Raw genomic sequence first — 21707 nt, 5'->3', positions numbered from 1 at the left:
CTAGGAGACACGCCGTCCCTGCTTCCGCAGCCGGACGGCAACGGCGGTCAGCGCCGATATCCTCCGAAGCCACGCGGAATTTCCGGACAAGCAATCTCCTTCGCAGGCGGCCATCGGCGCGCCCGCGTCATTCTTCCCGTAATCGTCCTCCTCCTCTGCTCCTCCCGGTTATGCGGCGCGTGCCGCGTTGATGTTGTCCGCCAGCAATCGTCTGAAGCGCGAGGGCGGCATGCCCTTCTCGGCCAGGAACTGACGATTGAAATTGGAGAGATTGTTGAAGCCGACCTGGAAGCAGATGTCGGTGATGGAGGCGTATTCGTCGCTCGTCAGGATCTGGCAGGCCAGATTGATGCGGAGCCGCTTGACGTATTGCACCAGCGACATGCCGGTGTGGCGGCGGAACGAGCGCGAAAATCCGCTTTGCGACTGGCCGGCGATCGCCGCGAGATCTGCCTCGCCAAACGGCTGCGTCAGGTTTTCGCGGATGAAGGCCAGCGCCTTGTTCATTCCGGCCGACATGTAGCCGGACGGGTCGGGCAAATAGTCCGGGCTGGAGAGCGGCAACGCGCCCCGAGCGCGGCAGAGCGTCCCCAGGATCATCATGAACAGCTCGATCCGACGCACGCCCTTCGCCGCCACGATCTCCTCCATCAGCGGAGCGAGCTCCTTGCTTGTGCTGCCCGAGAACAGCACGCCACGCCGGGAGAATTCCAGCAGCGCACCGAGGCCAGAGAGCTCGGGCATGAGCTTCATCGTGTCGCCGATGAATTCTTCGCTGAACTGGATGATGCGTCCGCGCAGCGGGATGGTCATATCCGCAGGCACGTCGCTCACCCAATTATGCGGAAGGTTGGGTCCCGTGAGCACGAGATTGCCTGGTTCGAACTGGCCGATGAAATCGCCGACAAAATAGCGACCGCTCGTCGCCACGACCTGATGGATCTCGTATTCCGGATGAAAGTGCCACCGGACGGTGTGGAACGGATACCCGTGCGACCAAGCCTTGAACGACTCGCCGCGCCGTATCTGCACGACTTCCAGGTCTGGTTCCATTTCCGTTCCCTCCTGGGTCGGCCCGGCTTGTAAACGTCTGGGCTCGTCCCCGATGGCTGAATTTTGCTCAGCTCTCTCTATTGTTCGAAACCGTATCGGGTGGCAGCCGGAGCCGCCACCACGATTCAGATGCCGAACCGATACTCTTTTGACATTCGTTCGGTGGGCGCTGCAATATCGGCCAAGCCCCGAACCCGGCTTCCCTACTCCAAGCTCTCCACCTGCCGCAGGCTGGGGAACAGCTTCATCCACAGTAAGGCCACCGCCACCGTGCAGACGCCGCCGAGCACGGCGGCCGGCATTGCCCCGAACAGCGCCGCCGTCAGGCCGCTCTCGAACTGGCCGAGCTGGTTCGAGGCGTTGATGAAGAGGAAGTTCACCGCGCCGACGCGGCCGCGCATCTCGTCGGGTGTTGAAAGCTGCACCAGCGAGAAGCGGATCACGACGCTGATCGTGTCGGCGGCGCCAAGAATGGCGAGCGACAGCACCGACAGCCACATCCAGGACGACAGCGCGAATACGATCGTGGCGAGGCCGAACACGATCACGGCCTGAAACATGCGCAGGCCCACATGCCGCGTGATGGCGTGGCGCGCCAGCACCGTGGTCATCAGCAGCGCGCCGACCGCGGGCGCAGCACGCAGCACGCCGAGCCCGACCGGACCGGCCTGGAGGATGTCGCGGGCATAGATCGGCAAGAGCGCGGTGACGCCGCCGAACAGCACGGCGAACAGGTCGAGCGAGATGGTGCCGAGGATCGCCGGGCTCTGCCGGATGAAGCGGACGCCGGCAAAGATGTTGTCCTCGTCCGTTCCCTCCTTGGCGACCGCCTGCGGGCGCGGCTGGATGAAGCCGGTCAGGATCATCCCGAGAATCCAGAACAGCAGCATCACGGCATAGGCCAGATGCGGCGCGATCGCGTAGGCTAAGCCGCCGAGGGCCGGACCGGTGATGGTCGCGACCTGGGCCGCGCCGCTGGACACGGCGGTGGCGCGCTGGAGCGACCCCTGCGGCGCGATCAGCGGCAGCAGCGCCGCAGTGGTCGGGCTCTCGAACGCGCCGGCAATGCCGAGCATGAAGGTCGCGACGAAGATCTGGACCTCGCTGACCGCGCCGAGATAGGTGATCAATGCGAGATAGAGCGCGGTCGCGGCTTCCACGAGCTGGCAGAGCTGGACCACACGCTTGCGCTCGAAACGGTCGGCAGCGTGGCCGGCGACGAAAACGAGCAGCGCGGTGGGCGCGAATTGCACGAGGCCAACCATGCCGAGGTCGAAGGCCGAGCCGGTGAGGTCGTAGATCTGCCAGCCGATCGCCACCGCCGCGATCTGGCTGGAGAAACGCGACAGGCTGCGCGAGAGCAGAAAGAACAGGAAGGCGGGATGGCGGAGGAGCTCACCGGCGGTGACCGGCCGGTTCGCTGCAACTGGCTGTTCTGGCATCGCCTCTTCGGTCACGCGCGGAGTATTCGCCCCTGATATCGACGCGCCCGCGTGGCTGAGGCGGGCCTGGATGTCAACAGCGGGCGGCGCACAGGGCTATCCGGCATTGCCTTTGCAACGCACGCGCGGCCATAATCATTGGGGGATTGGGGACATCATGCTGCGGCTGCAATCGACACTCGGCGTTTTCGCATTGCTGCTGATCGCCTTCGTGCTCGCGGAGAATCGCCGCGCGGTCTCGCTGCGCCAGGCGGTGATCGGCCTTGTCGTCACCTTCGTCAGCGCGGTCGTGCTGCTGAAGGTGCCTTTCGTAGCGCACGCCTTCGGCGCCATCAACGACGCAGTCGGCGCCATCTCCGCAGCCTCGCGCGCCGGCTCCTCCTTCGTGTTCGGCTATGTCGGAGGCGGCGCCCTGCCCTTCGAGCTGAAGGCGCCGGGCGCCGATTTCATCCTGGCGTTCCAGGCGCTGCCGATCGTGCTGGTCATGAGCGTGCTGACGACGCTGCTGTTCTATTGGCGCGTGCTGCCGCCTGTCGTGCGCGGCATGGCCTGGCTGCTCGAGCGCACGCTCGGGGTCGGCGGGGCGGTCGGGCTCTCGACGGCCGCCAACATCTTCCTCGGCATGGTCGAAGCACCGCTGTTCGTGCGGCCGTATCTTTCGCAGATGTCGCGCAGCGAACTGTTTCTGGTGATGACGGGCGGCATGGCGGGCATTGCCGGCACCGTGCTGGTGCTCTATGCGACGCTGCTTGCGCCGCTGATCCCTGACGCCGCCGCGCATTTCGTCATCGCCTCGGTGCTGGGCGCACCGGCCGCAATCCTCGTCAGCCTGATCATGATCCCTGAAACCTCGGACAAGCGCACCGGCGGTGCGCTGGAGGATCCGGAGATGGCGGTATCAGGCACGATGGATGCGATCGTGAAGGGCACCAGTGCGGGAATCGAGCTGCTGATCAACATCGTCGCGATGCTCTTGGTGCTGGTAGCGCTGGTCTATCTCGCCAATGCGGTGCTCGGGCTGCTGCCGAACGTCGGCGGCGCCGCAATCTCGCTGCAGCGGGTGCTGGGGCTGATCATGGCGCCGGTGTGCTGGCTGATGGGCCTGCCGTGGGGCCAGGCGATCACCGCCGGCAGCCTGATGGGCACCAAGACCGTGCTCAACGAGCTCGTCGCCTATGTCGACTTCTCGAAGCTGCCGCCGGGCACGCTCGATGCGCGCTCGCGCCTGATCATGCTCTACGCGATGTGCGGCTTCGCCAATTTCGCCAGCCTCGGCATCATGATCGGCGGCCTCGGCGTCATGGCGCCGGAGCGGCGCGACGAGATCAATGCGCTGGGGCTGAAGTCGATCGTATCGGGGACGCTGACGACGTGTCTGATGGGCGCGATCGTCGGGGTGTTGACGTAGGCCTCTCCCCGCTCGTCATTGCGAGCCACCGGGTCCGCGCAACGCGCGGCCCGATGACAGGCTCCGCGAAGCAATCCAGATTCGTTCCGTTGAGAAATTCTGGATTGCTTCGTCGCAAGGGCTCCTCGCAATGACGGGGGAGAGAGCGCCTACGCCGTCAATCCTGCCCGCTCAACCGCACAATTTCGACTTCTCCAGCATACGACGCACCTCACCCAGCTTGGCGCGGCACACCGCGGCCGCCATGGCCTTCGCCTCGCTGGTCTGTCCTCGCGCGAGCAGCAACTGCGCCAACAAGGCCTGGGCTAATGATCGCACCGGCCCACCCGTCACGTCCGAAGCGGCGAGCGACATCGCGGTTTGCACTTCCGTCTCGGCAGGGCCGAGGCTGTTTTGCTCAATGAAGTAGATTGCACGGAACACATGAGCTCGCGGGTCTTTCGGATAGCGGTTGACGAAATCAGAGGATCGGCTGGCCATTTCGCGCGTGCTCGCCGGCATTTCCGAGGCACGGATATATTGCCCGACGTCAGCCACGTAGGACCGATAATGAATAGCGGCGAAGCCGGCGCAGATCAGGGATCCGGCCAATCCTCCGAGCAACACCAGGCCGGCGCTTCGCGGCAGGCTGTCATAGGACCAGAAGGCGAGCCACGGCGTGATGGCAAGCGCAGCGCCAGCCAGCGCACCGCCTCCATGGGCGTAATAATTGACATTGCCCGAGGCGCCAAAGGCAAGCGGCAGCAGCGCTGGAACACCGAAAAAGAGCGACGTCTTCAGCCTCGATATCGTCGTCTCGGCGTCCGCCTCCGGCTCGAAGCTCGCAACGAACAGCGCGGCGATGAGCCCGGTGATGGCGCCGGATGCGCCGACGCCTACCATGCCGGAGCCATTGCCCAGCAGCGAGGCGGCCTCACCGGCCAACGCACTGACGACGAAGATCAGCGAAAACCAGCCACGGCCGATCAGGCTCTCCACCCTGACGCCAACGATGAACAGCGCAACGCAGTTGCCGATGAGGTGCCACTGGCTGCCATGCAGAAGCGGCGCCAGTCCGATCCGCCACCATTCGTTTCGTCCGACAACCAGGTCGTAGCCGGACGCGCCCTGAGCAATCAACGAGCGGACATCAAGTGAGCCGTCGCGCGCAATGTCGACAGCCAGACTGCGTTGCAGTGCGAAGATCGCCATCAGGCCGAAAATCAGGCCGATTGTGAGGATGGGGATATCGGCCAGCAGCTTGTTGTCGGCAAAAAGCGAACCCTCACTGGTTTGATCGCGATCGTCCGTGGCCGCAGGAGCGATCGGCGCGGGTTGAAACGATCGGCTTGGGGCTGGTGCCGCGACGCCGCGTCGGCCAAAGCTGTTGGTCGCCATGAAAGCATTCCCGCATTTCTACGACCTTGAGTTGATGCGAGAGGTATTTTCGAGAGGTTACCGCCAGCGCTGCGGATGGCCGGAACCTTCCAACTAGTAACGGCCCGGTGTCGCGGATCGCGTGCATTTTAGCGATTGCGTGTTCCGTAAATCTCTCCGCCGTCATTGCGAGCCACCGGGTCCGCGCAACGCGCGGCCCGATGACAGGCTCCGCGAAGCAATCCAGTCTGCATCCGCGGAGAAAGTCTGGATTGCTTCGTCGCGAGGACTCCTCGCAATAACGAGTGGAGAGACCTGTGCCCTTCCCGACCGCTCCTACGCCTTCAACTCCACCGTCTTGAACTCAGCCGGCAGGATCACCTCCAGCAGTTCGACGTCGTCGGAATAATCCAGGATCATGTGCTTGATCTTCGGCGGCTGGGTCCAGGCGCTGCCTTCTGTCATCAAGGTCTCACCCTGCCCGTCCATGTAGGTCTTCACCCAGCCCTTGAGCACATAGACCATCTGGAAGTCGACGTCGTGGAAGTGAAGCTTTGAGACTTCGGCGGGATCGCACGGGCCTTGCAGGCGGATGACGTGAGCTTGTGCGAGGCCATGGGTCGCGTCGGCGATGCCGAGGTCGCGGTACCTCGCGTAGGCGCGCAGGCCGTCGGCTTTGAAGTCTTCCTCGCGGTGATGGCTGATGGCGATGCGCTGCTTCGGGCGGGCGGGCTTTTTCGTAGCAGCTTTCGTGGGCGTCGTGCGCGCCTTGGATTTCACGGCCTTGCGCGCTGAGGATCGTGATGCGGCCTTGGCGCCGCTCCGCTTCTTCACCGCGGTCTGGGCTGCGCTGCGCGATTTTGCTTTCTTGGCCATGGGCCGGCCTCCCGTTGTTTGTTATGGGCGGAAGGCTAACACGGAAACAGGTCCTGTAGGGTGGGCAAAGCGCAAACGTGCGCACGTTCGGTGTGCGATCATGGAGAGATGGTGGGCACGGCGCGCGAAGAGCCGCGCCTTTGCCCACCCTACGAGAGCGGCGTCTGCGTCAGTTCAACCGGAACACGCCGTCCACGGCGCGCAGCTCGGCCGGCTTGATCAGCTTGGAATGCGCCACCGTCACCGAATGCAGCGGGCCGTCGAGCTTCTCGGTCCAGAACGCGAGGAAGTCGGTCAACGCCGGGAATTTCGGAAACGTGTCGTAGTTCTGCCAGACGTAGGTCTGGAGCAGCGAGGGGTGATCCGGCATCCGGTAGAGAATTTGTGCCGTCGTCAGCCCGTAACCCAGCATCTGTTTCCGGAAGTCCTCGGAAACGCCCCCAACGCGCAGTCCCATGCCAAACCTCCTTTGCAGGAGCGCATACAGGGGGTGGCTTGATCCGTGCCCCGGGAGCCACCCGGAAACGATGCGCTCACATGAGAGAAATGTGACGCAAACTGACAATTCATCTCAAGCCCAAAAGTTTAACAAGCTGTTGAAATTCAATGCGTTAGCAGCAGAAGCGGCTCCGTGCTAATACAGTGCCAAGGGGCCTCCAAAAGGGCCTGCGAGATCGGTTAACGATGGTAAAGCTTTCTGGCACTTGGGCCTTCAGAGTGCCGATTTTTCTGCTAGAAGCCCTTGCCCCCGCAAAATTCCTGTCCTATTTCACCTTCGCCTACGCTGGCACTCGCGAGCGTAGATTGCTAACAATGTTGAAATCCTCAACTCGTGCAAATGCTTAGGAGGACTGCATGAAATTCCGTCCGCTTCACGACCGCGTCGTGGTCAAGCGCATCGACGCAGAAGAGAAGACCGCTGGCGGCATCATCATTCCCGACACTGCCAAGGAAAAGCCCTCCCAGGGTGAAGTCGTCGCCGTTGGCCCCGGTGGCCGCGACGAAGCTGGCAAGCTGGTCCCGATCGACCTGAAGGTCGGCGACCGCGTGCTGTTCGGCAAGTGGTCCGGCACTGAAGTCAAGATCGACGGCGAAGACCTGCTGATCATGAAGGAAAGCGACATCATGGGCGTCCTCGACGTCCCCGCTTCCAAGAAGAAGGCGGCCTAAGAGCCCCTCTCTCCCTCCAGTCAAAATCCTCAAGGAAAAATCCAGATGGCAGCCAAAGAAGTCAAATTCTCGGTTGAAGCGCGCGACAAGATGCTGCGCGGCGTCGACATCCTCGCCAACGCGGTGAAGGTCACGCTCGGTCCGAAGGGCCGCAACGTCGTGCTCGACAAGTCGTTCGGCGCCCCCCGCATCACCAAGGACGGCGTCACCGTCGCCAAGGAGATCGAGCTCGACGACAAGTTCGAGAACATGGGCGCCCAGATGGTGCGCGAAGTCGCCTCCAAGTCCGCTGACGCGGCCGGCGACGGCACCACCACCGCCACCGTGCTCGCGGCCGCGATCGTGAAGGAAGGCGCCAAGTCGGTTGCCGCCGGCATGAACCCGATGGACCTCAAGCGCGGTATCGACCTCGCGGTCGAAGCCGTCGTGGCGGACCTCGAGAAGAACTCGAAGAAGGTCACCTCGAACGACGAGATCGCCCAGGTCGGCACCATCTCCGCCAACGGCGATGCCGAGATCGGCAAGTTCCTCTCCGACGCCATGAAGAAGGTCGGCAACGAGGGTGTCATCACCGTCGAGGAAGCCAAGTCGCTCGAGACCGAGCTCGACGTCGTCGAGGGCATGCAGTTCGACCGCGGCTACATCTCGCCCTACTTCGTCACCAACGCCGACAAGATGCGCGTTGAGATGGACGACGCCTACATCCTCATCAACGAGAAGAAGCTCTCCTCGCTGAACGAGCTGCTGCCGCTGCTCGAGGCCGTGGTGCAGACCGGCAAGCCGCTGGTCATCGTCGCCGAGGACGTCGAAGGCGAAGCGCTCGCGACCCTGGTCGTCAACCGTCTGCGCGGCGGCCTGAAGGTCGCGGCCGTCAAGGCTCCGGGCTTCGGCGATCGCCGCAAGGCCATGCTGCAGGACATCGCGATCCTGACCGGCGGCCAGGCGATCTCGGAAGATCTCGGCATCAAGCTTGAGAACGTCACGCTCAACATGCTCGGTCGCGCCAAGAAGGTGATGATCGACAAGGAGAACACCACGATCGTCAACGGCGCCGGCAAGAAGGCCGACATCGAGGCGCGCGTGGCCCAGATCAAGGCGCAGATCGAGGAAACCACCTCGGACTACGACCGTGAGAAGCTCCAGGAGCGTCTCGCCAAGCTCGCTGGCGGCGTCGCGGTGATCCGCGTCGGCGGCGCGACCGAGGTCGAGGTGAAGGAGCGCAAGGATCGCGTTGATGACGCGATGCATGCGACCCGCGCGGCTGTGGAAGAAGGCATCGTCCCGGGCGGCGGCGTCGCCCTGCTCCGTGCCTCCGAGCAGCTCAAGGGCCTGCGCACCAAGAACGACGACCAGAAGACCGGCGTCGAGATCGTGCGCAAGGCACTGTCGGCTCCCGCTCGCCAGATCGCGATCAACGCCGGTGAAGACGGCTCGGTGATCGTCGGCAAGATCCTGGAGAACAAGGCCTACAATTACGGCTTCGATTCCCAGACCGGCGAATATGCCGACCTCGTCAAGAAGGGCATCATCGACCCGACCAAGGTGGTCCGCACCGCGATCCAGAACGCAGCTTCGGTGGCCGCGCTGCTGATCACCACGGAAGCCATGGTCGCCGAGCTGCCCAAGAAGGGCGGCGCTGGCCCCGCGATGCCCCCGGGCGGCGGCATGGGCGGCATGGACTTCTGATCCAGCCATTCAGGCACAATACGAAATGCGAAACCCCGGCAGCGATGCCGGGGTTTTTGTCTGGGGGGGCAACTCGCTCCACTCGTCATTCCGGGGCGCGCCCTCTTGGGGCGCGAGCCCGGAATCCATAACCACAATTGTCAGTTGGCTATTGCCGGATAGGCCATCGCACCCGCCTGTGGTTATGGATTCCGGGCTCGCCGCTGCGCGCCGCCCCGGAATGACGAATGGAAGGAGGCGGGCTCCCTCACCACACCTTCCCCATCCGATCCGGGCGCAGCTCGCCTCTGGAATCCAGCGACCAGTAGATTCGCGTCACCTTGCCGACCAGATTGTCCAGGGGGATGAAGCCCATCGCCGATTGGAAGCGGCTGTCCGTCGAGTTGTCGCGGTTGTCGCCCATCGCGAAGAAATGGCCTGGCGGGACCGTGTAGACTTGCGTGTTGTCGACGAAGCCATTGTCGACGCAATCGTAGGTGATGTAGCTCGCCCCGTTCGGCATCGTCTCCCGCCAGCGCTTGGCCCTTGCGCCGACCTCGCCGCCGCAGGCGGCTGCGGCAGCCACATCCTTCAATGCGACGCGCGTCACCGGCTTGTCATTGAGGAAGAGCTGGCCGTTCCGCATCTGGATGCGATCGCCCGGCAGGCCGACGACGCGTTTCACGTAGACGGTCGAGGTGTCCTTGGGCACGGCGAATACGACGATATCGCCATAGGCGGGATCGGCCGCCCGGAAACGGCCGGAGATAAATGACGGCGCATAGGGAAACGAGAAGCGGCCGTAGCCATAGGCGTATTTGGCGGCAAGGACGTAGTCGCCGACCGCCAGCGTTGGAATCATCGAGCCGGACGGAATGTTGAACGGCTGATACACGAAGGTGCGGAACAGGAAGAGTGGCGACCACAACACGGGGACAAGCAGGATCAGGATGATAACGGCTTTCCATTCGCTGGATCTGGCCTTCGGCCGGATGGTGTCTTGAACAGTTGTCATCGCCTGAACGCCTGCCCGATAGGTTGTATGCCAAGTTTAGCGCACGCAACGGCGCGCGCAATCCCGATGCACTTGATGATCTTGGTCGCGCGAGTACAAACGGGCGTTCAGCGCGAGCCGTCATTTGACGGATAGTTGAAGGGCCGCCCGTGGGCGGCCCTTCCTCGTTCTCACGCGCTCTCGGGCGCCTTCAGGCGCACGAGCCGGGTCAGGAGAGCATCGAGGCCCTCGCCGTTTCCGGCGTGGAGATCGATGCGGCCGACCTTCTCGACCAGCCGCTCCAGCGACTCCAGCTCCTTGAGCCGGAGCAGCAAGGGGTTCTCCTCCATCAGGCGGGCAGTGTTCAGGAGCGAGCGCGTTGCCGCCGTCTCCTCCTGGCGGCGGATCAGGTTCGCCTTGGCGACCCGCTCCGCCTCCACCACCTTGTCACCAGCTCCCGGATTTCGCCGGGCAGGATCACGTCCTTGACGCCGAGCTCGGTCACCTCGACACCGGCCTCTGCAACGCGTGCACGCACATAGTCGCGCAGCTCCGCATCCAGCGCCGCCTTCGCAGACAGCACCTCGTCCAGCGTCCGGCCCGCGACCGCCTCGCGGATCGCGAACTGCACCAAACGATACAGCCACGCATCCACGTCGGGCACGGTGGCAACCGTGCGCTCGGGATCGACCACCTTGCGGAACGCCGTCAGCGTCACCCGCAGGGCGATGCGATCCCTGGTCAGCATCTCCTGCGCGGTAATCTCGACCGCCTGGGGCCGCAGGTCGAGGCGCTTCACCTCGATCTTGCGGCCGACGGTCCAGAAGGCGTGCCGGCCGGGCGCGAGCCGCTCGACGAGCCGGCCCTCGACATAGAGCAGACCCGCCTCGTGGTTCTCGACCACCGTCTCGGACGACACGGCCGAACGGTTGCGCTCGATCATGCTCAGGTGCCGCGCGTCGATCTTGGGATCGCTGGACACATCGATGCGCTCGACATCGATGCGGGTTGCGACCTTCCAGTAGACACGCACCTGCCAGGGCGTCATCAGATGCACGGGCCGGCCGTCGAGGCTGACGATCGCGATCTCGTCCGCCCGGGTCTCGACCGCCTCGAACAGCTCGGCGGCGAGATCAGGCCGCGCTGCCTTCAGCACCGCGTAGCGCTCCGCGGAGAATTCGGTGCGGACCACATCGAGCACCTCGGCCTTCAGCTCGTGCAGGGGATCGAACAGGCGATGACGACCGGGCGCGAGCACGCGCACGAGCTGCCCATTGCGCGTCAGCAACGCGCGCTCGCCATCCTTCACCGTCACGTTCAACGTCAGCAAGTGCCAGCTCATGGCACGCCTCCTTCGTTTGCGCCCGGCTGGATGCCGGACAACAGGTTTCGTTTGCAAAGGAACGTGAGGACGCGGACGACGCTTCCCATGACATCGGCGGGCCGGGGCTTTAGCTTGCGCGATGACGGGCGCACGCGCGCGATCGCGCGACATCTGTCGCGCGGCCGTGCGTAGCCACCCGGCATCGGCGCAAGCGGTATCTACCCGCGGCGCAAAGCCGGTCTCACAGTGTCGATGTTCGGACGGAAAGCCTTGCGGCAAAACGGCCGGACTGCGACTGAAGCGCGCGTCCGGTCCTCGTCAGAGGTGTCAGTTTTTCAGGCTGACCCGGAGCGATGGAGCGGGATTCGAACCCGCGACCCGATGATTAACGTCATCTGCTCTACCCAACTGAGCTATCCTTTGTGGGACAAGAGACCGGAATCGAACCGATGCCTTCGGGTTTCACCCCGACGCTCTCCATGAGCTACATCCTGCTCTTGCCTTCATTCGGCGGAACACGACATCGCAGAGCGATCCGCGCCAGCCGGGATCTCAACGAGCCCGGGCACATGGCCTAGCGAAGGAGCGCGCTAATAGACGAAGCACGTTCGGGTTGCAAGGGGGGTATGAGAAGATTTTTTGATTTGTCATTCCGGGGCGGCGCAAAGCGCCGAGCCCGGAATGACGAGCGGATGTTAGGATCAAGCGGAGAACACATCAACCAAAAGCTGTACTCTCAATATTGCGATCGCCACATCGCCTCACTCCCGCGACATCTCCTGAAAACACGCCCTCACCCAGTCGATCGTCACGCGGGTTGCGGCGTCGCGCTTGAGGTGGTTTTGCACGAGCAGCCAGACGTCGCGCCGCTTCGGCAGCAATGTGGCGCGCAGGCGGCGATCGCCGAGCAAGTCCGCGCAAACGTACTCCGGCAACACGCCGGCGGCCTGATGCGCGCGGATCAAATTGCGGATGACGCGGACGTTATCGGTGACGCAGCGCGCGCGGGCTTTCCTGGTGCGCAGGAATTGCATCTCGGGAATGGCACCTAACTCATCCGGATAGGCGCACAACATCGGCTCGCCCTCGGTGGCAAGGGGCTCGACATAATAGAGCTTGATGTCGCCGAGCTTGGAGATCGCGAAGTCGCCCTTGTCGGGCTTACGCAGGCGGATGGCGAGATCGGCCTCCCAGCGCGAGAACTTGACGTTCTCGCTCGAGGTGAGGAATTGCAGCGTCAGCCCGGGATGAACGAGCAGGAAGTCGCTCGCGCGCGGCGACAGCACCGCCTCGGCGACCGTGTTGGTGGAGGCGATGCGCAGGCGCCCGACCGGGCCTTCCAGGCTCTCGCTGAGCCGGCCGATCTCGGCGGCGTGCGCCGCCATCGCCTCGACATGTGCCAGCACAGCTTCGCAACTGCGCGTCGGCCTGCGCACGCCGTCGGCGGCCTCGAACAGGCGCAGGCCGAGCGCGCGCTCGATGCGCGACAGCCTGCGCCCGACCGTGGTCTCGTCGATGCGCAGCCGCGCGCTGGCGCCGGCATAGGTGCCCTCGTCCCTGACGGCGGCGATGATGCGCAGATCGTCCCAGTTCATAGGGCGAGGCTACATCGGCCGCGAGGCGCCTGCAATATCGCAGCCGCCCGCTGCAATATCCCTGCATATCGGCAGGCCGTCCCGGGGCTATGCTGGACCAGCCTTTCGCTTTCGGAGAATCGCCAAGACCATGACGACCGCAAAGACCCTGCTCCAGCTCGCCGACGCCGACCTCACCCCGCCGCGCCTTGCCGACGCTGCGCTGGTGCTGATCGACATCCAGAACGAATATCTCGCAGGCCCCCTCGCCTTGCCCGACGCCAAGCCCGCGATCGCGCACGCGGCCAAGCTATTGGCACGGGCACGCGAAGCAAACGCGGCGATCATCCACATCGCCCATCGCGGCAAGGCGGGCGGCCTGTTCGATCGCAGCGCCGAGCGCGGCGCCATCGTCGCCGAGCTGACGCCGCATGCCGGCGAGCTGGTGATCGAAAAGGAGTTGCCCAACGCGTTCGCCGGCACCGATCTGAAGGCGCGTCTTGACGCGACAGAAAAAAAGAACATCGTGCTGGCCGGCTTCATGACGCATATGTGCGTGAGCTCGACCGCACGCGCCGCGCTCGATCTCGGCTTTCGCACCACCATCGATGCCGACGCCTGCGCCACGCGCGACCTGCCGGACGGTCGCGGCGGCACGCTGGATGCGCGGACCATCCACGAGGTTGCGCTGGCCGAACTGTCCGACCGCTTCGCGATCATCGCGCGCGGCGATGCGCTGACATAACGGAGCAATGCGATGCTGCAACTCTATTTCTCGCCGATGGCCTGCTCGCTCGCGAGCCGCATCGCCCTGATGGAAGCTGGCCTCGAGGCGAGCTATCATCAGGTACATCTCGCGACCAAGACGGTCGCGGACGGCGACGGCGATTTTCGCGACATCTCCGCGAAGGGCGCCGTGCCGGTGCTGGTGCTGGAGAACGGCGAGCGGCTGACCGAGTGCGCGGCGGTGCTGCAATACATTGCCGACCTGAAGCCCGAGCACGGCCTTGCGACGCGGCCGGGAGATTTGGATCGCTACCGCCTGCAGGAATGGCTCAGTTTCATCGGCGCCGAGATCCACAAGGCGTTCCTGTTCCCGACCTTCTGGTACAAGGACGACGGCTCCCTCGCCAAGCCGCGCGCGCGAATCGCGCAGACGCTGTCGGTGCCGTCAGCGCATCTGGCGGACCGCGAATTCCTCGTCGGTCACCGCTTCACCGTCGCGGACGCACATCTCACCTGGGCTCTGCTGCTGCTTCGTCCCGCAGGCGTCGACATCGCGCAATGGCCATCGCTCACTCGATATCTCGAACGCATGCAGGCGCGGCCCGTAGTGCGAGAGGCGATCGCCACCGAGATGGCGCTGCGCAAGGCCATGCCGGCCAACGCAGCGTAGAGGTCGCTACGGAAACAGAAAACGAAAAAGGGCCGCAGCGAGCGGCCCTTTTGCATGATCTCGAATTGACCGGGCCTACTGAACCCGCGCCAGCACCGCGAGCTTGCGGATGCCCTTGTTGCGATAGGCGTCGAGGAATGCGTAATAGTCCTTGAACGACACGCAACCGTTGGAATCGCCGTTCGGCCCGAGCATGAAGGTATGCGCGAGCAGGCCGTCGCGGCCGTAGATCGCGCTCTCGCCACCGATCGGGGTCAGGCGCAGCGCGGGCACGCCGTGGAACAGCGCTTCGCGCGGCTTCAGATTGTAGATGTGCGGCGGGGTGACGCCGCGCATGCGGACGCGCTGCGAGCGCGGATCGTCCAGGTTGTCGCCGAGGCCGGAATGCGCCTCGAGCTTGGTGCCATCGGGCAGGTAAACGGTCTTGGCGGTGATGTCGTAGACTGCAGTGTCGCGCTCATAGGGCGGCGCGCCGCCGAACATCGGGTTCTGCTCCTTCGGCGCGATCGCCGAAGTCACGCTGGCGTCGGCCGAGGCATAGGCCAGCAGGCCGCCGGAGGACTCACGCTTGCCCCAGAGCTTTTCGACCATCGACTGGCGCGGACCGGTGATCGACATCACCGCGGCCTTGGCGCGATCGGCAAAGGATTTCTTGGCTTCAGGCGCCGGCACGATCTGGGCCGGGTCGGCCGAAGCAAGTTGGACCTGCGCGTCCGAGCGCTTGCCCTTCGCGACGTCAGCGACCTTGTCGGCGACCCGCTCAGCCACCTTGGCCGGGTTGAGCGGTTTCAGCACTTCGGCGACCTTGGCAACAACGGTCGGCTTCGGAGCTTCAGCGACCTTCGCCGCAGGCGCAGCGCTCGCCGCGTTCGAATCCACGCCCTGCGTCGCCGCCGCGGCAAAGCGCTCGTTGAACTGTTCGCGCGAAATCGGCGCGGCGACCTGGAGCCGGTCGGGCAGCAGCGCAAACGTCTCCCGGATGGCCTCGTCCGCCTCGCGCAGCGCGACCTTGGGCGTGCGCTTGATCACGGGTTCGTCGTAACCGGCGCTGCCGACGGTCGGATAGACGCTGGCGGCGAAGATGTTGTTGTAGACGGTCCAGCCGGCAAGCAAGACGCAACCGGCCACGGCGGCGCCAAGCACGTTTTGGGTGGTCATTTTCCGGGAAGACTTCCGAGAATTGTTTGGCTTCCGTGCCGCGTAACTCTGCGCAGCGATACTCGTACTCATTCGCCTTGCGTCCAGGACGGTGTCACTAAGTCCCCCTCCGAAGTGCCGCTGGTCACGATCCGGAAACAGCATCTCGCAGAGGGTCGGAGCGTCATTAAGGCGACTTTTAGTTAAATGCGGATTAAGTTCGGGCGGATGTAGGGCAACTCGTTAACGCTGTGCCATTTCGAGAAAAAAGCCCGCAGAACTACGGACTTAGGCGACGCTGTTAACTATAATTCTCGGCCGGTTCAGCACGCTCAGCGGACGTCTTCGGCCGCATCTCTAAACGCATCAACCAAGTCATTTTCGTGGTCATCAATGTCCGGAAGATAGCGGGGGATGCGTTGCGCGAGGCTGGTGCGTTCGCACCGCCACCGCCTCACCCCGCCTGTGCGGAGAGGCCAGGATTCGACGCCCGAAAAAGGCGCCGGCCAAGGTCGAGATGATCGACCGAGGCCGCTCCCGCTTCCGGCTATTGCGCCTTGCGCCTCAGCACGCCGAGGCCACCGAGCAGGCCGCGCGACATCAATTCGCGAAAGCTGTCGTTGAGAAGAATCTCGTCGACCTCGTCCGAGATCAGCTTCGCTTCGGCCTCGGTCATGACGTTGGACGTGAAGGCGCCGCCCGCTTTCATCGCGTTGAGCACATCCTTGACCAGGGGCGCACCGCCCGATGGAATCTCCGGCGGCTGCCAATCCAGATCCTCGATGACGAACAGGCCGCCCGGCTTCAGCGCGGCAAACAGCACGCCGAGCGTCAGGTGCTGGTGCACCGAGGCATGCGAGCCATCGTCGATGATGATGTCCAGCGGCTCTTCCTTGCCGGCGAGTTCTTCCAGCATGGTCCGGTCGCCCTGATCGACGCGGTGGATCCTGACGCGGGGATGGGAGAACCAGCTGAAATCCTCGATATCGGCGCCGATGACTTCGGCATTCGGGAAGTAGTCGAGCCACATCTGCAGCGACGGCACCTGATCCTGGGCCCAGCCTTCGACGCGGCCGCGGCATAGGCCGATTTCCAGGATGCGGATGGGCTCGAGGGCCTTCGATCGAAACAGCTCGTGATAGACGCGGGTATAGTGATGGGCCATGTGGCCCTTGTAGACGGCGCCCTTGTCGGAGTCGTATTTCGCAGCGAGCTGCGTCAACCAGTTCGGTTCGAGCACCAGCTTCTTGAGATAGCCGGCCACGCTCTGCTCGGGGACGGCATCGAAGCGCAAGCCCCGCTCGGCCCACATCTTGCCCCAGAGATGGACCCCGGTCACACGCGCGTCGCTCAACAGCTCGAAGCCGGCCCGGCCTTCGCTGGCGAACAAGTCAACTTCGCGCCAGTCGATGGCGTTGAAGGTCGTCGGCGGCAAGATCGACGCTTGCAGCTCTTCGTCACCGGCCACGAGCAGATATTCGCTGAGCAACAGCGGTCCCACCGCGCCGTATTCGACGCGCTTTTCGCTGAACAGGCGCTGAAGCGACAAGGCATACAGATTGGCCATGTGAACCGAGCCCTTGGGCGCGCGCATCACGTCGCCGACGCAGACGTGCCCGTTCTCGACTCCCGACCATTGCGCGGAGAAAACGTGTTCCCGTCCGAAATCCAGGGGCTTCACAAGAACGATATCCGTATCGAGCCACCAGCCGCCGAATTCGTGCAGAACGGCGTAGCGGAAGATGTCGCTGAAGTAGCGGATCTCGCTGTTCAGAACCGCATGCTGGTAGATCGCGCTGAGCACGAGATTTCCGGCGTCGGCCACCATCACCCCCGGCGGTACACGCGCCTGCATGGCGGCGACGTTGTCGTAAGTGTACAGCTTGACCGGATGGCCCTGACGGACCATCGACTGGAGCGACAGGCGCGACATCTCGCTCAAGGGCGCGTTCGACCAGAAGCAATGAATGGGATCGCGCGCTTCGTTCGACTTTGCGCGGCTTTGAAGATGCGGATTGAATTGCGCCGTCAGGGCATTCCAGCCGTTGCGAGGAACAGACCGGCACTCGCCGAGGAACGGCAGCTTCTGATAGGCACGCGCGATCAGGAAGCAGAGGCTCGCCTGGTTGGCCTGCCCCACCCTGTTCAGAGCATTGCCGAAATTCTCCCAGATTGAAGCATCAACGGGATCGAGCGCCACCGCGCGCTGAAACGCTTCGAACGCCTGCGCCTGCAGCCCCTTGCCCAGCAGCGCCGTCCCGAACGTTGCGAGATAGGTCGCCTTCATCTCGTTCGTGAGTGCGCGGCCGGCCCAATTGATGGCGGCATCGTAATCCCCGTTGAGCAGCGACACACCGGCCATCAGATGAAGCAACCCGGCATGGTTCGCATCCGAGGCAAGCCCTTCGCGACAACGGGCCTCGGCCTGCTCGAGCTCGCCCGTCTTCAGGTGACGAAGGCAGATCTGGTAGACTTCATCCCGCGTCAGCGATGACGGCTCTGTCGAGATCTCGTTTGCTCTTGCGAGAGTGCCGTCATGATAATTCATCGAGGACCTTCCGGATCATGGGAGAGCGGACGGCAACCCGATTCCCGGGACGTCAGAAAGGTTGCCGCTTCCCACCTATCCGCTGGAGCTTGCTTGAAGCTGGACACCGCTTCCGGCGCGCCGCGCCGCTGCGTGGCGAATCGCCGGGACCGTTGATATGGCTGCGAGCAGCGATCGGCGCGCTTTATCCGAACCTTGCATCTGGTCCCTGCATGAAGAACTTTGTCGTCAACCTCAATCGTCAGCCGGAGAAGTTCGAAAGCTTCCTGAGGCTGAATGCCGGAACGGGAATCGCCTTTGAACGATTTGAGGCATCCGATGGTGCCTCGTTCTCGCCGGAAGAGGCACTCGGCATGAACCTGGTTGTACCAGGATCGCAGTTCACTGCGGGTGCCGTCGGTTGTGCGGCCTCCCACGTCCGGATCTGGCAACAGACAATTCAATCCGGAATCCCGGCGCTCGTGTTCGAAGACGATGCGATTGTCCGCCATGACATCACCGAGCGCCTCGATGTCGTTCGTCGTCTCGAGGACTGGGACTACGTCGCACTCGGCTACAACACGGACTCCACCCTTGAAGTTGAGCTGACGCCTGGCTTCAGGTCCGCCATGGTGTTTTCGCCCAAGCAGCCGACCGATCAAAACGCGGCGGCGTTCCAGACATCGACCTCGGAGGTCACCGCCTTGCGGCTCAGCAGCTGCTTCGGCACGGCCGGGTACGTGGTTTCGCCTCGCGGAGCAAAGAAACTGCTGGAGCTGTGCTTGCCGATGGAGAACCGGTTTCTCAAACTTCCGGTGTTCAATCGCATGGTCCCGGTTCTGGGCGTCGATGGCATGATGAACTTCATCTATCAATCCATCGAGGCCTTCGCCTGCCTCAGTCCGCTCGTCATTCCCAGGAACAACAACGCTGTCTCGACCACCGTTCCGACCGGAGAAATCCCCCGCTGGTGAGATGCGCTGCGCTCAAGGCTGAAGTTCGGGCGGCGGCGAGCGGTCCAGTACGTCGCCCCTGGCGCCTTCCAGCAGATCGATGCCGTAGGTCTCGACCACGAGCGGCCCGCGCTTGCGCTGCAACTCGCCGAGGCGCGTCACTTTCGCGAACAGCTCGTTCAGGAACGGATGGCCGTCGGGCCTGATCTCGTCGACATAGAGCAGCTTGCCCGCAAGCAGCTTCGGATCGGGCTCGGGCATGTTGACCCAGCGGATGCGCTGGTTCTGCTGCACCACGCAGGTGCCGCGCGGCAGGTAGAAGGCGAGCCAGCCGGTGGTGCCGTAATCCGGCGTGAGCACGCAGGTCGCACCGCTGCGCACGCGCTCCGCCTCGATCCCGCTGGCAAGCTCGCGCCAGCCGACGCCGACGCTGCGCACGGTCGCATCGCGGCGATAGCCCGAGAGCAAACCGGTATTGGCCTGCAGGATCAACGCGGCAAACATAACGATGCCGGCAGGCGCGGCCCAGCGCAGGCAAAAGCCCACCAGGCGCTGAGCCCGCGGCTTCCATTGCGCGAGGTTGGCTGCGGCTGCGGCGGCGACCACGAAGGGCGGATAAACCGGCGCGAACCAGTTGGCCTCGACGCGGGCATGCAGCGAATGCCAGACGAAATAGGCGACGATGGTCCAGAACATCGTCTCGATCAGCAGGCGCGAAGCCAGCGCGCCAGCGCGTCGCCAGGTCAGCGCATGCAGCCCCATCGCACCAAGGATGAAGACCAGCGGCGTTGCGAACGCAATCTGGGTCGGGATCAGCTCCGCTATGAAGACCGGTCGGAAATCCTCGATCCTGGCGCGCCCGAGTTGCTTGACGAACGAGACCCAGTGGTGGTCCGCATTCCACAGGATGACCGGTGAGAACAGCGCAAGGGCAACGAGGCCGCCGAGATAAGGCCAAGGCGACAGGAACCAGCGCCTGAGCTTCGGCACGGACACGAGCCAGATCAGGATCGCGGCGCCAAAGAACATCGCTGTGTATTTCGACAGCAGCGCCGCGCCAACCGCCGCGCCGACTGCGAGCCACCAGATGCCTCGACCGGTCTCCAGCACCTTTGCAAGGAAGAACAGCACGAAGCTGGAGGCGACCAGCAGCGGCGCGTCCGGCGTGACGATCAGCGTGCCGACCGAGGCCATCATGGTCACGTTGAGCAGGATGGCACTGGTCGCCGCCACGCGAGCACCGCCAAACAGAATCGCGGCCGAGCGATAGATCGCATAGCTCATCGGCAGCGCCAGCAGGATCGAGACCAGGCGGACACCGAGCTCGGTATCGCCGGCGATCATGGTGCCGGCGCGGATGACATAAGCCACCATCGGCGGGTGGTCGTAATAGCCGCCCGCAAGGCTCTTCGACCACATCCAGTAATAGGCTTCGTCGAAGGTAATCGGCGTGAAGGCGGCCGCGACCAGCCGCAATGCGACCAGCGCAAGGATCACCAGCGCCGTATTGCGGACGATCCGCGCGTCAGCCCCGCCCATACCTCGATCCTTGGCGCGCTATTTCTTGCGCCAGACGAACAGTCCGGACATCGCGTAGTTCCACACCACGCCCATCATCGCGCCGGCAAGGCCAGCCAGCCACCAGATCGGCTCCTGGTCGTACACCGAGAAGGCGACGCCGACATTGGCGAGCAGGCCGACGCTGCACACGATGTAGAACATGATCAGGCCGCGCAGGATCGCAAAACCCTTCAGCCGCTGGTCGCGATAGGTGAGGAAATTGTTCATGATGAAATTTGTCGTCATGGCGACGATGGCGCCGGCGGCCTGCGCCTCCGCGAACGGCACCTTGATCAGCTGAAGCGCGATGAACAGCGTGGTGAGATGCACCACGAGCCCGATACCGCCCACCATCGCGAACAGGATGAAGCGCAGCGAGACGATGTCGTTGGTCAGCTTCGCCAGCACCAGGCCGAGGAAGTCGAGCGCAACCATGGAATCGAGCTTGCTCTCGCCGTGCTGACGGGCACCGAAGGTGTAGGGAATTTCGACCGCACGCAAATTGCCGTGCGCAGTCGCAACGAGATCGAGCAGGATCTTGAAGCCGTGCACCGACAGTTTCGGCGCCAATTGCTCGAAACGATCGCGGCGAACCATGAAGAAGCCGCTCATCGGATCGGCGATCTCGACCCGGAGCATCTTCTTGGCGACCTCGGTCGCCAGTGCGCTGGCGCCGGCGCGCTGCTTGTTGAACCCTTCGCTCTTGTAGCCTTCGATGTAGCGGCTGCCGACGACGAGGTCGGCCTGATCGCTTGCGAGCAGCAGCAGCATCTTCGGCAGCTGCGTCTCGTCATGCTGGAGATCGGCGTCGATCACGGCCGCATAGGGCGCGCTCGACGCCAGGATGCCCTCGATGCAGGCGCCCGACAGGCCGCGGCGGCCGATGCGGCGGATGCAGCGCACGCGGCTGTCCTGCTGCGCCAGCGCCCGCACTACGTCCGAGGTGCCGTCGGGCGAATTGTCGTCGACGAACACGACCTCCCAGGCGACGTTGACGAGCGTCGCCTCCAGCCGCCGGTACAGCACCGTGACGTTATCGCGCTCGTTGAAAGTCGGGACGATGACCGACAGTTCCGGCCCCTCTTGGGCCTGGCCGTCGGCGCCCGGTCTGATCGCTTCATTCATGACGGCAGCGTATATCCGCCGCGTCCTGCGATGCCAAGTTCTTGCGCTACCGGGCCAGGGGTCTCTGGGGGACGGCCCCAAAAAGGGGCCCCAAAATGCCAACGACCCCGGAACGGCGGACCGCGCGTACATCCGGCGCAGGCCCAA

At 63.9% G+C, this 21707-nt stretch carries 19 protein-coding genes and 2 tRNA genes; 6 read left to right on the top strand and 15 right to left on the bottom strand.

The window, feature by feature from the left end:
* Window positions 1-168: 168 nt before the first annotated feature.
* Window positions 169-1053, bottom strand: a complete 885-nt coding sequence (locus tag XH89_RS13260) for an AraC family transcriptional regulator (RefSeq protein ID WP_194467479.1) — start codon at window positions 1051-1053, stop codon at window positions 169-171.
* Between the two features lie 203 nt (window positions 1054-1256).
* Window positions 1257-2495 carry an MFS transporter gene (locus XH89_RS13255; RefSeq protein ID WP_194467478.1) on the bottom strand — a complete coding sequence of 413 codons (1239 nt, stop codon included), beginning with the start codon at window positions 2493-2495 and terminating at the stop codon, window positions 1257-1259.
* 157 nt (window positions 2496-2652) lie between these two features.
* Between XH89_RS13255 and XH89_RS13250 the strand changes: the two genes are divergently transcribed.
* Window positions 2653-3903 (top strand): NupC/NupG family nucleoside CNT transporter, encoded by a 1251-nt coding sequence (locus tag XH89_RS13250; protein WP_194468468.1) that lies wholly within the window; start codon window positions 2653-2655, stop codon window positions 3901-3903.
* Between the two features lie 171 nt (window positions 3904-4074).
* On the opposite strand, the gene XH89_RS13245 is transcribed toward XH89_RS13250, so the two are convergent.
* The 3 genes from XH89_RS13245 to XH89_RS13235 all read right to left on the bottom strand — a co-directional run bounded on the left by XH89_RS13245 (window position 4075) and on the right by XH89_RS13235 (window position 6592).
* Entirely contained in the window at window positions 4075-5280 is a 1206-nt protein-coding gene (locus XH89_RS13245) for a rhomboid family intramembrane serine protease (RefSeq protein WP_194467477.1), read from the bottom strand.
* Between the two features lie 315 nt (window positions 5281-5595).
* Window positions 5596-6135, bottom strand: coding sequence for a cupin domain-containing protein (locus XH89_RS13240; RefSeq protein ID WP_194467476.1), 540 nt, complete (start codon window positions 6133-6135; stop codon window positions 5596-5598).
* A 169-nt stretch (window positions 6136-6304) separates the two neighbouring features.
* The gene (locus XH89_RS13235) at window positions 6305-6592 is read right to left on the bottom strand and encodes an usg protein (protein WP_194467475.1); all 288 of its coding nucleotides are present in this window, start codon (window positions 6590-6592) and stop codon (window positions 6305-6307) included.
* 398 nt (window positions 6593-6990) lie between these two features.
* Between XH89_RS13235 and groES the strand changes: the two genes are divergently transcribed.
* Complete coding sequence (gene groES, locus XH89_RS13230) at window positions 6991-7305, top strand: co-chaperone GroES (protein WP_128951016.1); 315 nt, start codon at window positions 6991-6993, stop codon at window positions 7303-7305.
* Window positions 7306-7350: 45 nt separating this feature from the next.
* A complete protein-coding gene (gene groL, locus XH89_RS13225; RefSeq protein WP_194467474.1) occupies window positions 7351-8991 on the top strand; it encodes a chaperonin GroEL in 1641 nt (546 codons plus the stop codon).
* Window positions 8992-9238: 247 nt separating this feature from the next.
* Here groL and lepB read toward each other — a convergent pair whose 3' ends face one another.
* The 6 genes from lepB to XH89_RS13200 all read right to left on the bottom strand — a co-directional run bounded on the left by lepB (window position 9239) and on the right by XH89_RS13200 (window position 12883).
* Window positions 9239-9985, bottom strand: a complete 747-nt coding sequence (lepB, locus tag XH89_RS13220; RefSeq protein ID WP_194467473.1) for a signal peptidase I — start codon at window positions 9983-9985, stop codon at window positions 9239-9241.
* 170 nt (window positions 9986-10155) lie between these two features.
* Window positions 10156-10404: a hypothetical protein gene (locus tag XH89_RS41245; protein ID WP_246767822.1), complete on the bottom strand. Its 249-nt coding sequence runs from the start codon at window positions 10402-10404 to the stop codon at window positions 10156-10158.
* A complete protein-coding gene (locus XH89_RS13215) occupies window positions 10371-11306 on the bottom strand; it encodes a slipin family protein (protein WP_246767821.1) in 936 nt (311 codons plus the stop codon). Before XH89_RS13215 ends, XH89_RS41245 begins: the two co-directional genes overlap by 34 nt.
* Before the next feature lie 336 nt (window positions 11307-11642).
* Window positions 11643-11707: transfer RNA gene (locus XH89_RS13210), tRNA-OTHER, on the bottom strand.
* A gap of 4 nt (window positions 11708-11711) precedes the next feature.
* Window positions 11712-11783 (bottom strand) — tRNA-Ser (locus XH89_RS13205).
* A gap of 266 nt (window positions 11784-12049) precedes the next feature.
* On the bottom strand, window positions 12050-12883 hold the full coding sequence (locus XH89_RS13200; protein ID WP_194467472.1) for a LysR family transcriptional regulator: 834 nt from the start codon (window positions 12881-12883) through the stop codon (window positions 12050-12052).
* A gap of 130 nt (window positions 12884-13013) precedes the next feature.
* Here XH89_RS13200 and XH89_RS13195 point away from each other — a divergent pair, with 130 nt between their 5' ends.
* Window positions 13014-13607, top strand: coding sequence for a cysteine hydrolase family protein (locus XH89_RS13195; RefSeq protein ID WP_194467471.1), 594 nt, complete (start codon window positions 13014-13016; stop codon window positions 13605-13607).
* Between the two features lie 12 nt (window positions 13608-13619).
* Window positions 13620-14258 carry a glutathione binding-like protein gene (locus XH89_RS13190; RefSeq protein WP_194467470.1) on the top strand — a complete coding sequence of 213 codons (639 nt, stop codon included), beginning with the start codon at window positions 13620-13622 and terminating at the stop codon, window positions 14256-14258.
* Window positions 14259-14333: 75 nt separating this feature from the next.
* Here the strand turns inward: XH89_RS13190 and XH89_RS13185 are convergent, their stop codons facing one another.
* Together XH89_RS13185 and XH89_RS13180 are read right to left on the bottom strand one after the other, a co-directional pair.
* Window positions 14334-15416 (bottom strand): DUF2778 domain-containing protein, encoded by a 1083-nt coding sequence (locus tag XH89_RS13185; protein WP_194467469.1) that lies wholly within the window; start codon window positions 15414-15416, stop codon window positions 14334-14336.
* A 526-nt stretch (window positions 15417-15942) separates the two neighbouring features.
* Complete coding sequence (locus XH89_RS13180; RefSeq protein WP_194467468.1) at window positions 15943-17943, bottom strand: glycosyltransferase; 2001 nt, start codon at window positions 17941-17943, stop codon at window positions 15943-15945.
* Window positions 17944-17960: 17 nt separating this feature from the next.
* Here XH89_RS13180 and XH89_RS13175 point away from each other — a divergent pair, with 17 nt between their 5' ends.
* Entirely contained in the window at window positions 17961-18896 is a 936-nt protein-coding gene (locus XH89_RS13175; RefSeq protein ID WP_194467467.1) for a glycosyltransferase family 25 protein, read from the top strand.
* Window positions 18897-18908: 12 nt separating this feature from the next.
* On the opposite strand, the gene XH89_RS13170 is transcribed toward XH89_RS13175, so the two are convergent.
* Window positions 18909-20414 (bottom strand): glycosyltransferase family 39 protein, encoded by a 1506-nt coding sequence (locus XH89_RS13170; RefSeq protein ID WP_194467466.1) that lies wholly within the window; start codon window positions 20412-20414, stop codon window positions 18909-18911.
* A gap of 18 nt (window positions 20415-20432) precedes the next feature.
* Window positions 20433-21560: a glycosyltransferase family 2 protein gene (locus XH89_RS13165; RefSeq protein WP_194467465.1), complete on the bottom strand. Its 1128-nt coding sequence runs from the start codon at window positions 21558-21560 to the stop codon at window positions 20433-20435.
* Between the last annotated feature and the right edge of the window lie 147 nt (window positions 21561-21707).

The sequence above is a fragment of the Bradyrhizobium sp. CCBAU 53340 genome, from assembly GCF_015291645.1.
Classification (GTDB): Bacteria; Pseudomonadota; Alphaproteobacteria; order Rhizobiales; family Xanthobacteraceae; genus Bradyrhizobium.
This window is presented reverse-complemented; position numbering and strand designations above follow the sequence as displayed.

Bases quoted from the DNA above. Each gene is read 5' to 3' on its own strand.
- XH89_RS13235 (WP_194467475.1), bottom strand. From the start codon at position 6,592: ATGGGACTGCGCGTTGGGGGCGTTTCCGAGGACTTCCGGAAACAGATG.
- XH89_RS13190 (WP_194467470.1), top strand. From the start codon at position 13,620: ATGCTGCAACTCTATTTCTCGCCGATGGCCTGCTCGCTCGCGAGCCGC.
- XH89_RS13185 (WP_194467469.1), bottom strand. From the start codon at position 15,416: ATGACCACCCAAAACGTGCTTGGCGCCGCCGTGGCCGGTTGCGTCTTG.
- XH89_RS13165 (WP_194467465.1), bottom strand. From the start codon at position 21,560: ATGAATGAAGCGATCAGACCGGGCGCCGACGGCCAGGCCCAAGAGGGG.
- XH89_RS13245 (WP_194467477.1), bottom strand. From the start codon at position 5,280: ATGGCGACCAACAGCTTTGGCCGACGCGGCGTCGCGGCACCAGCCCCA.
- XH89_RS13255 (WP_194467478.1), bottom strand. From the start codon at position 2,495: ATGCCAGAACAGCCAGTTGCAGCGAACCGGCCGGTCACCGCCGGTGAG.
- XH89_RS13215 (WP_246767821.1), bottom strand. From the start codon at position 11,306: ATGAGCTGGCACTTGCTGACGTTGAACGTGACGGTGAAGGATGGCGAG.
- XH89_RS13260 (WP_194467479.1), bottom strand. From the start codon at position 1,053: ATGGAACCAGACCTGGAAGTCGTGCAGATACGGCGCGGCGAGTCGTTC.
- XH89_RS13195 (WP_194467471.1), top strand. From the start codon at position 13,014: ATGACGACCGCAAAGACCCTGCTCCAGCTCGCCGACGCCGACCTCACC.
- XH89_RS13175 (WP_194467467.1), top strand. From the start codon at position 17,961: ATGGGAGAGCGGACGGCAACCCGATTCCCGGGACGTCAGAAAGGTTGC.
- groL (WP_194467474.1), top strand. From the start codon at position 7,351: ATGGCAGCCAAAGAAGTCAAATTCTCGGTTGAAGCGCGCGACAAGATG.
- XH89_RS13250 (WP_194468468.1), top strand. From the start codon at position 2,653: ATGCTGCGGCTGCAATCGACACTCGGCGTTTTCGCATTGCTGCTGATC.
- XH89_RS13170 (WP_194467466.1), bottom strand. From the start codon at position 20,414: ATGGGCGGGGCTGACGCGCGGATCGTCCGCAATACGGCGCTGGTGATC.
- XH89_RS13240 (WP_194467476.1), bottom strand. From the start codon at position 6,135: ATGGCCAAGAAAGCAAAATCGCGCAGCGCAGCCCAGACCGCGGTGAAG.
- XH89_RS13200 (WP_194467472.1), bottom strand. From the start codon at position 12,883: ATGAACTGGGACGATCTGCGCATCATCGCCGCCGTCAGGGACGAGGGC.
- lepB (WP_194467473.1), bottom strand. From the start codon at position 9,985: ATGACAACTGTTCAAGACACCATCCGGCCGAAGGCCAGATCCAGCGAA.
- XH89_RS13180 (WP_194467468.1), bottom strand. From the start codon at position 17,943: ATGAATTATCATGACGGCACTCTCGCAAGAGCAAACGAGATCTCGACA.
- groES (WP_128951016.1), top strand. From the start codon at position 6,991: ATGAAATTCCGTCCGCTTCACGACCGCGTCGTGGTCAAGCGCATCGAC.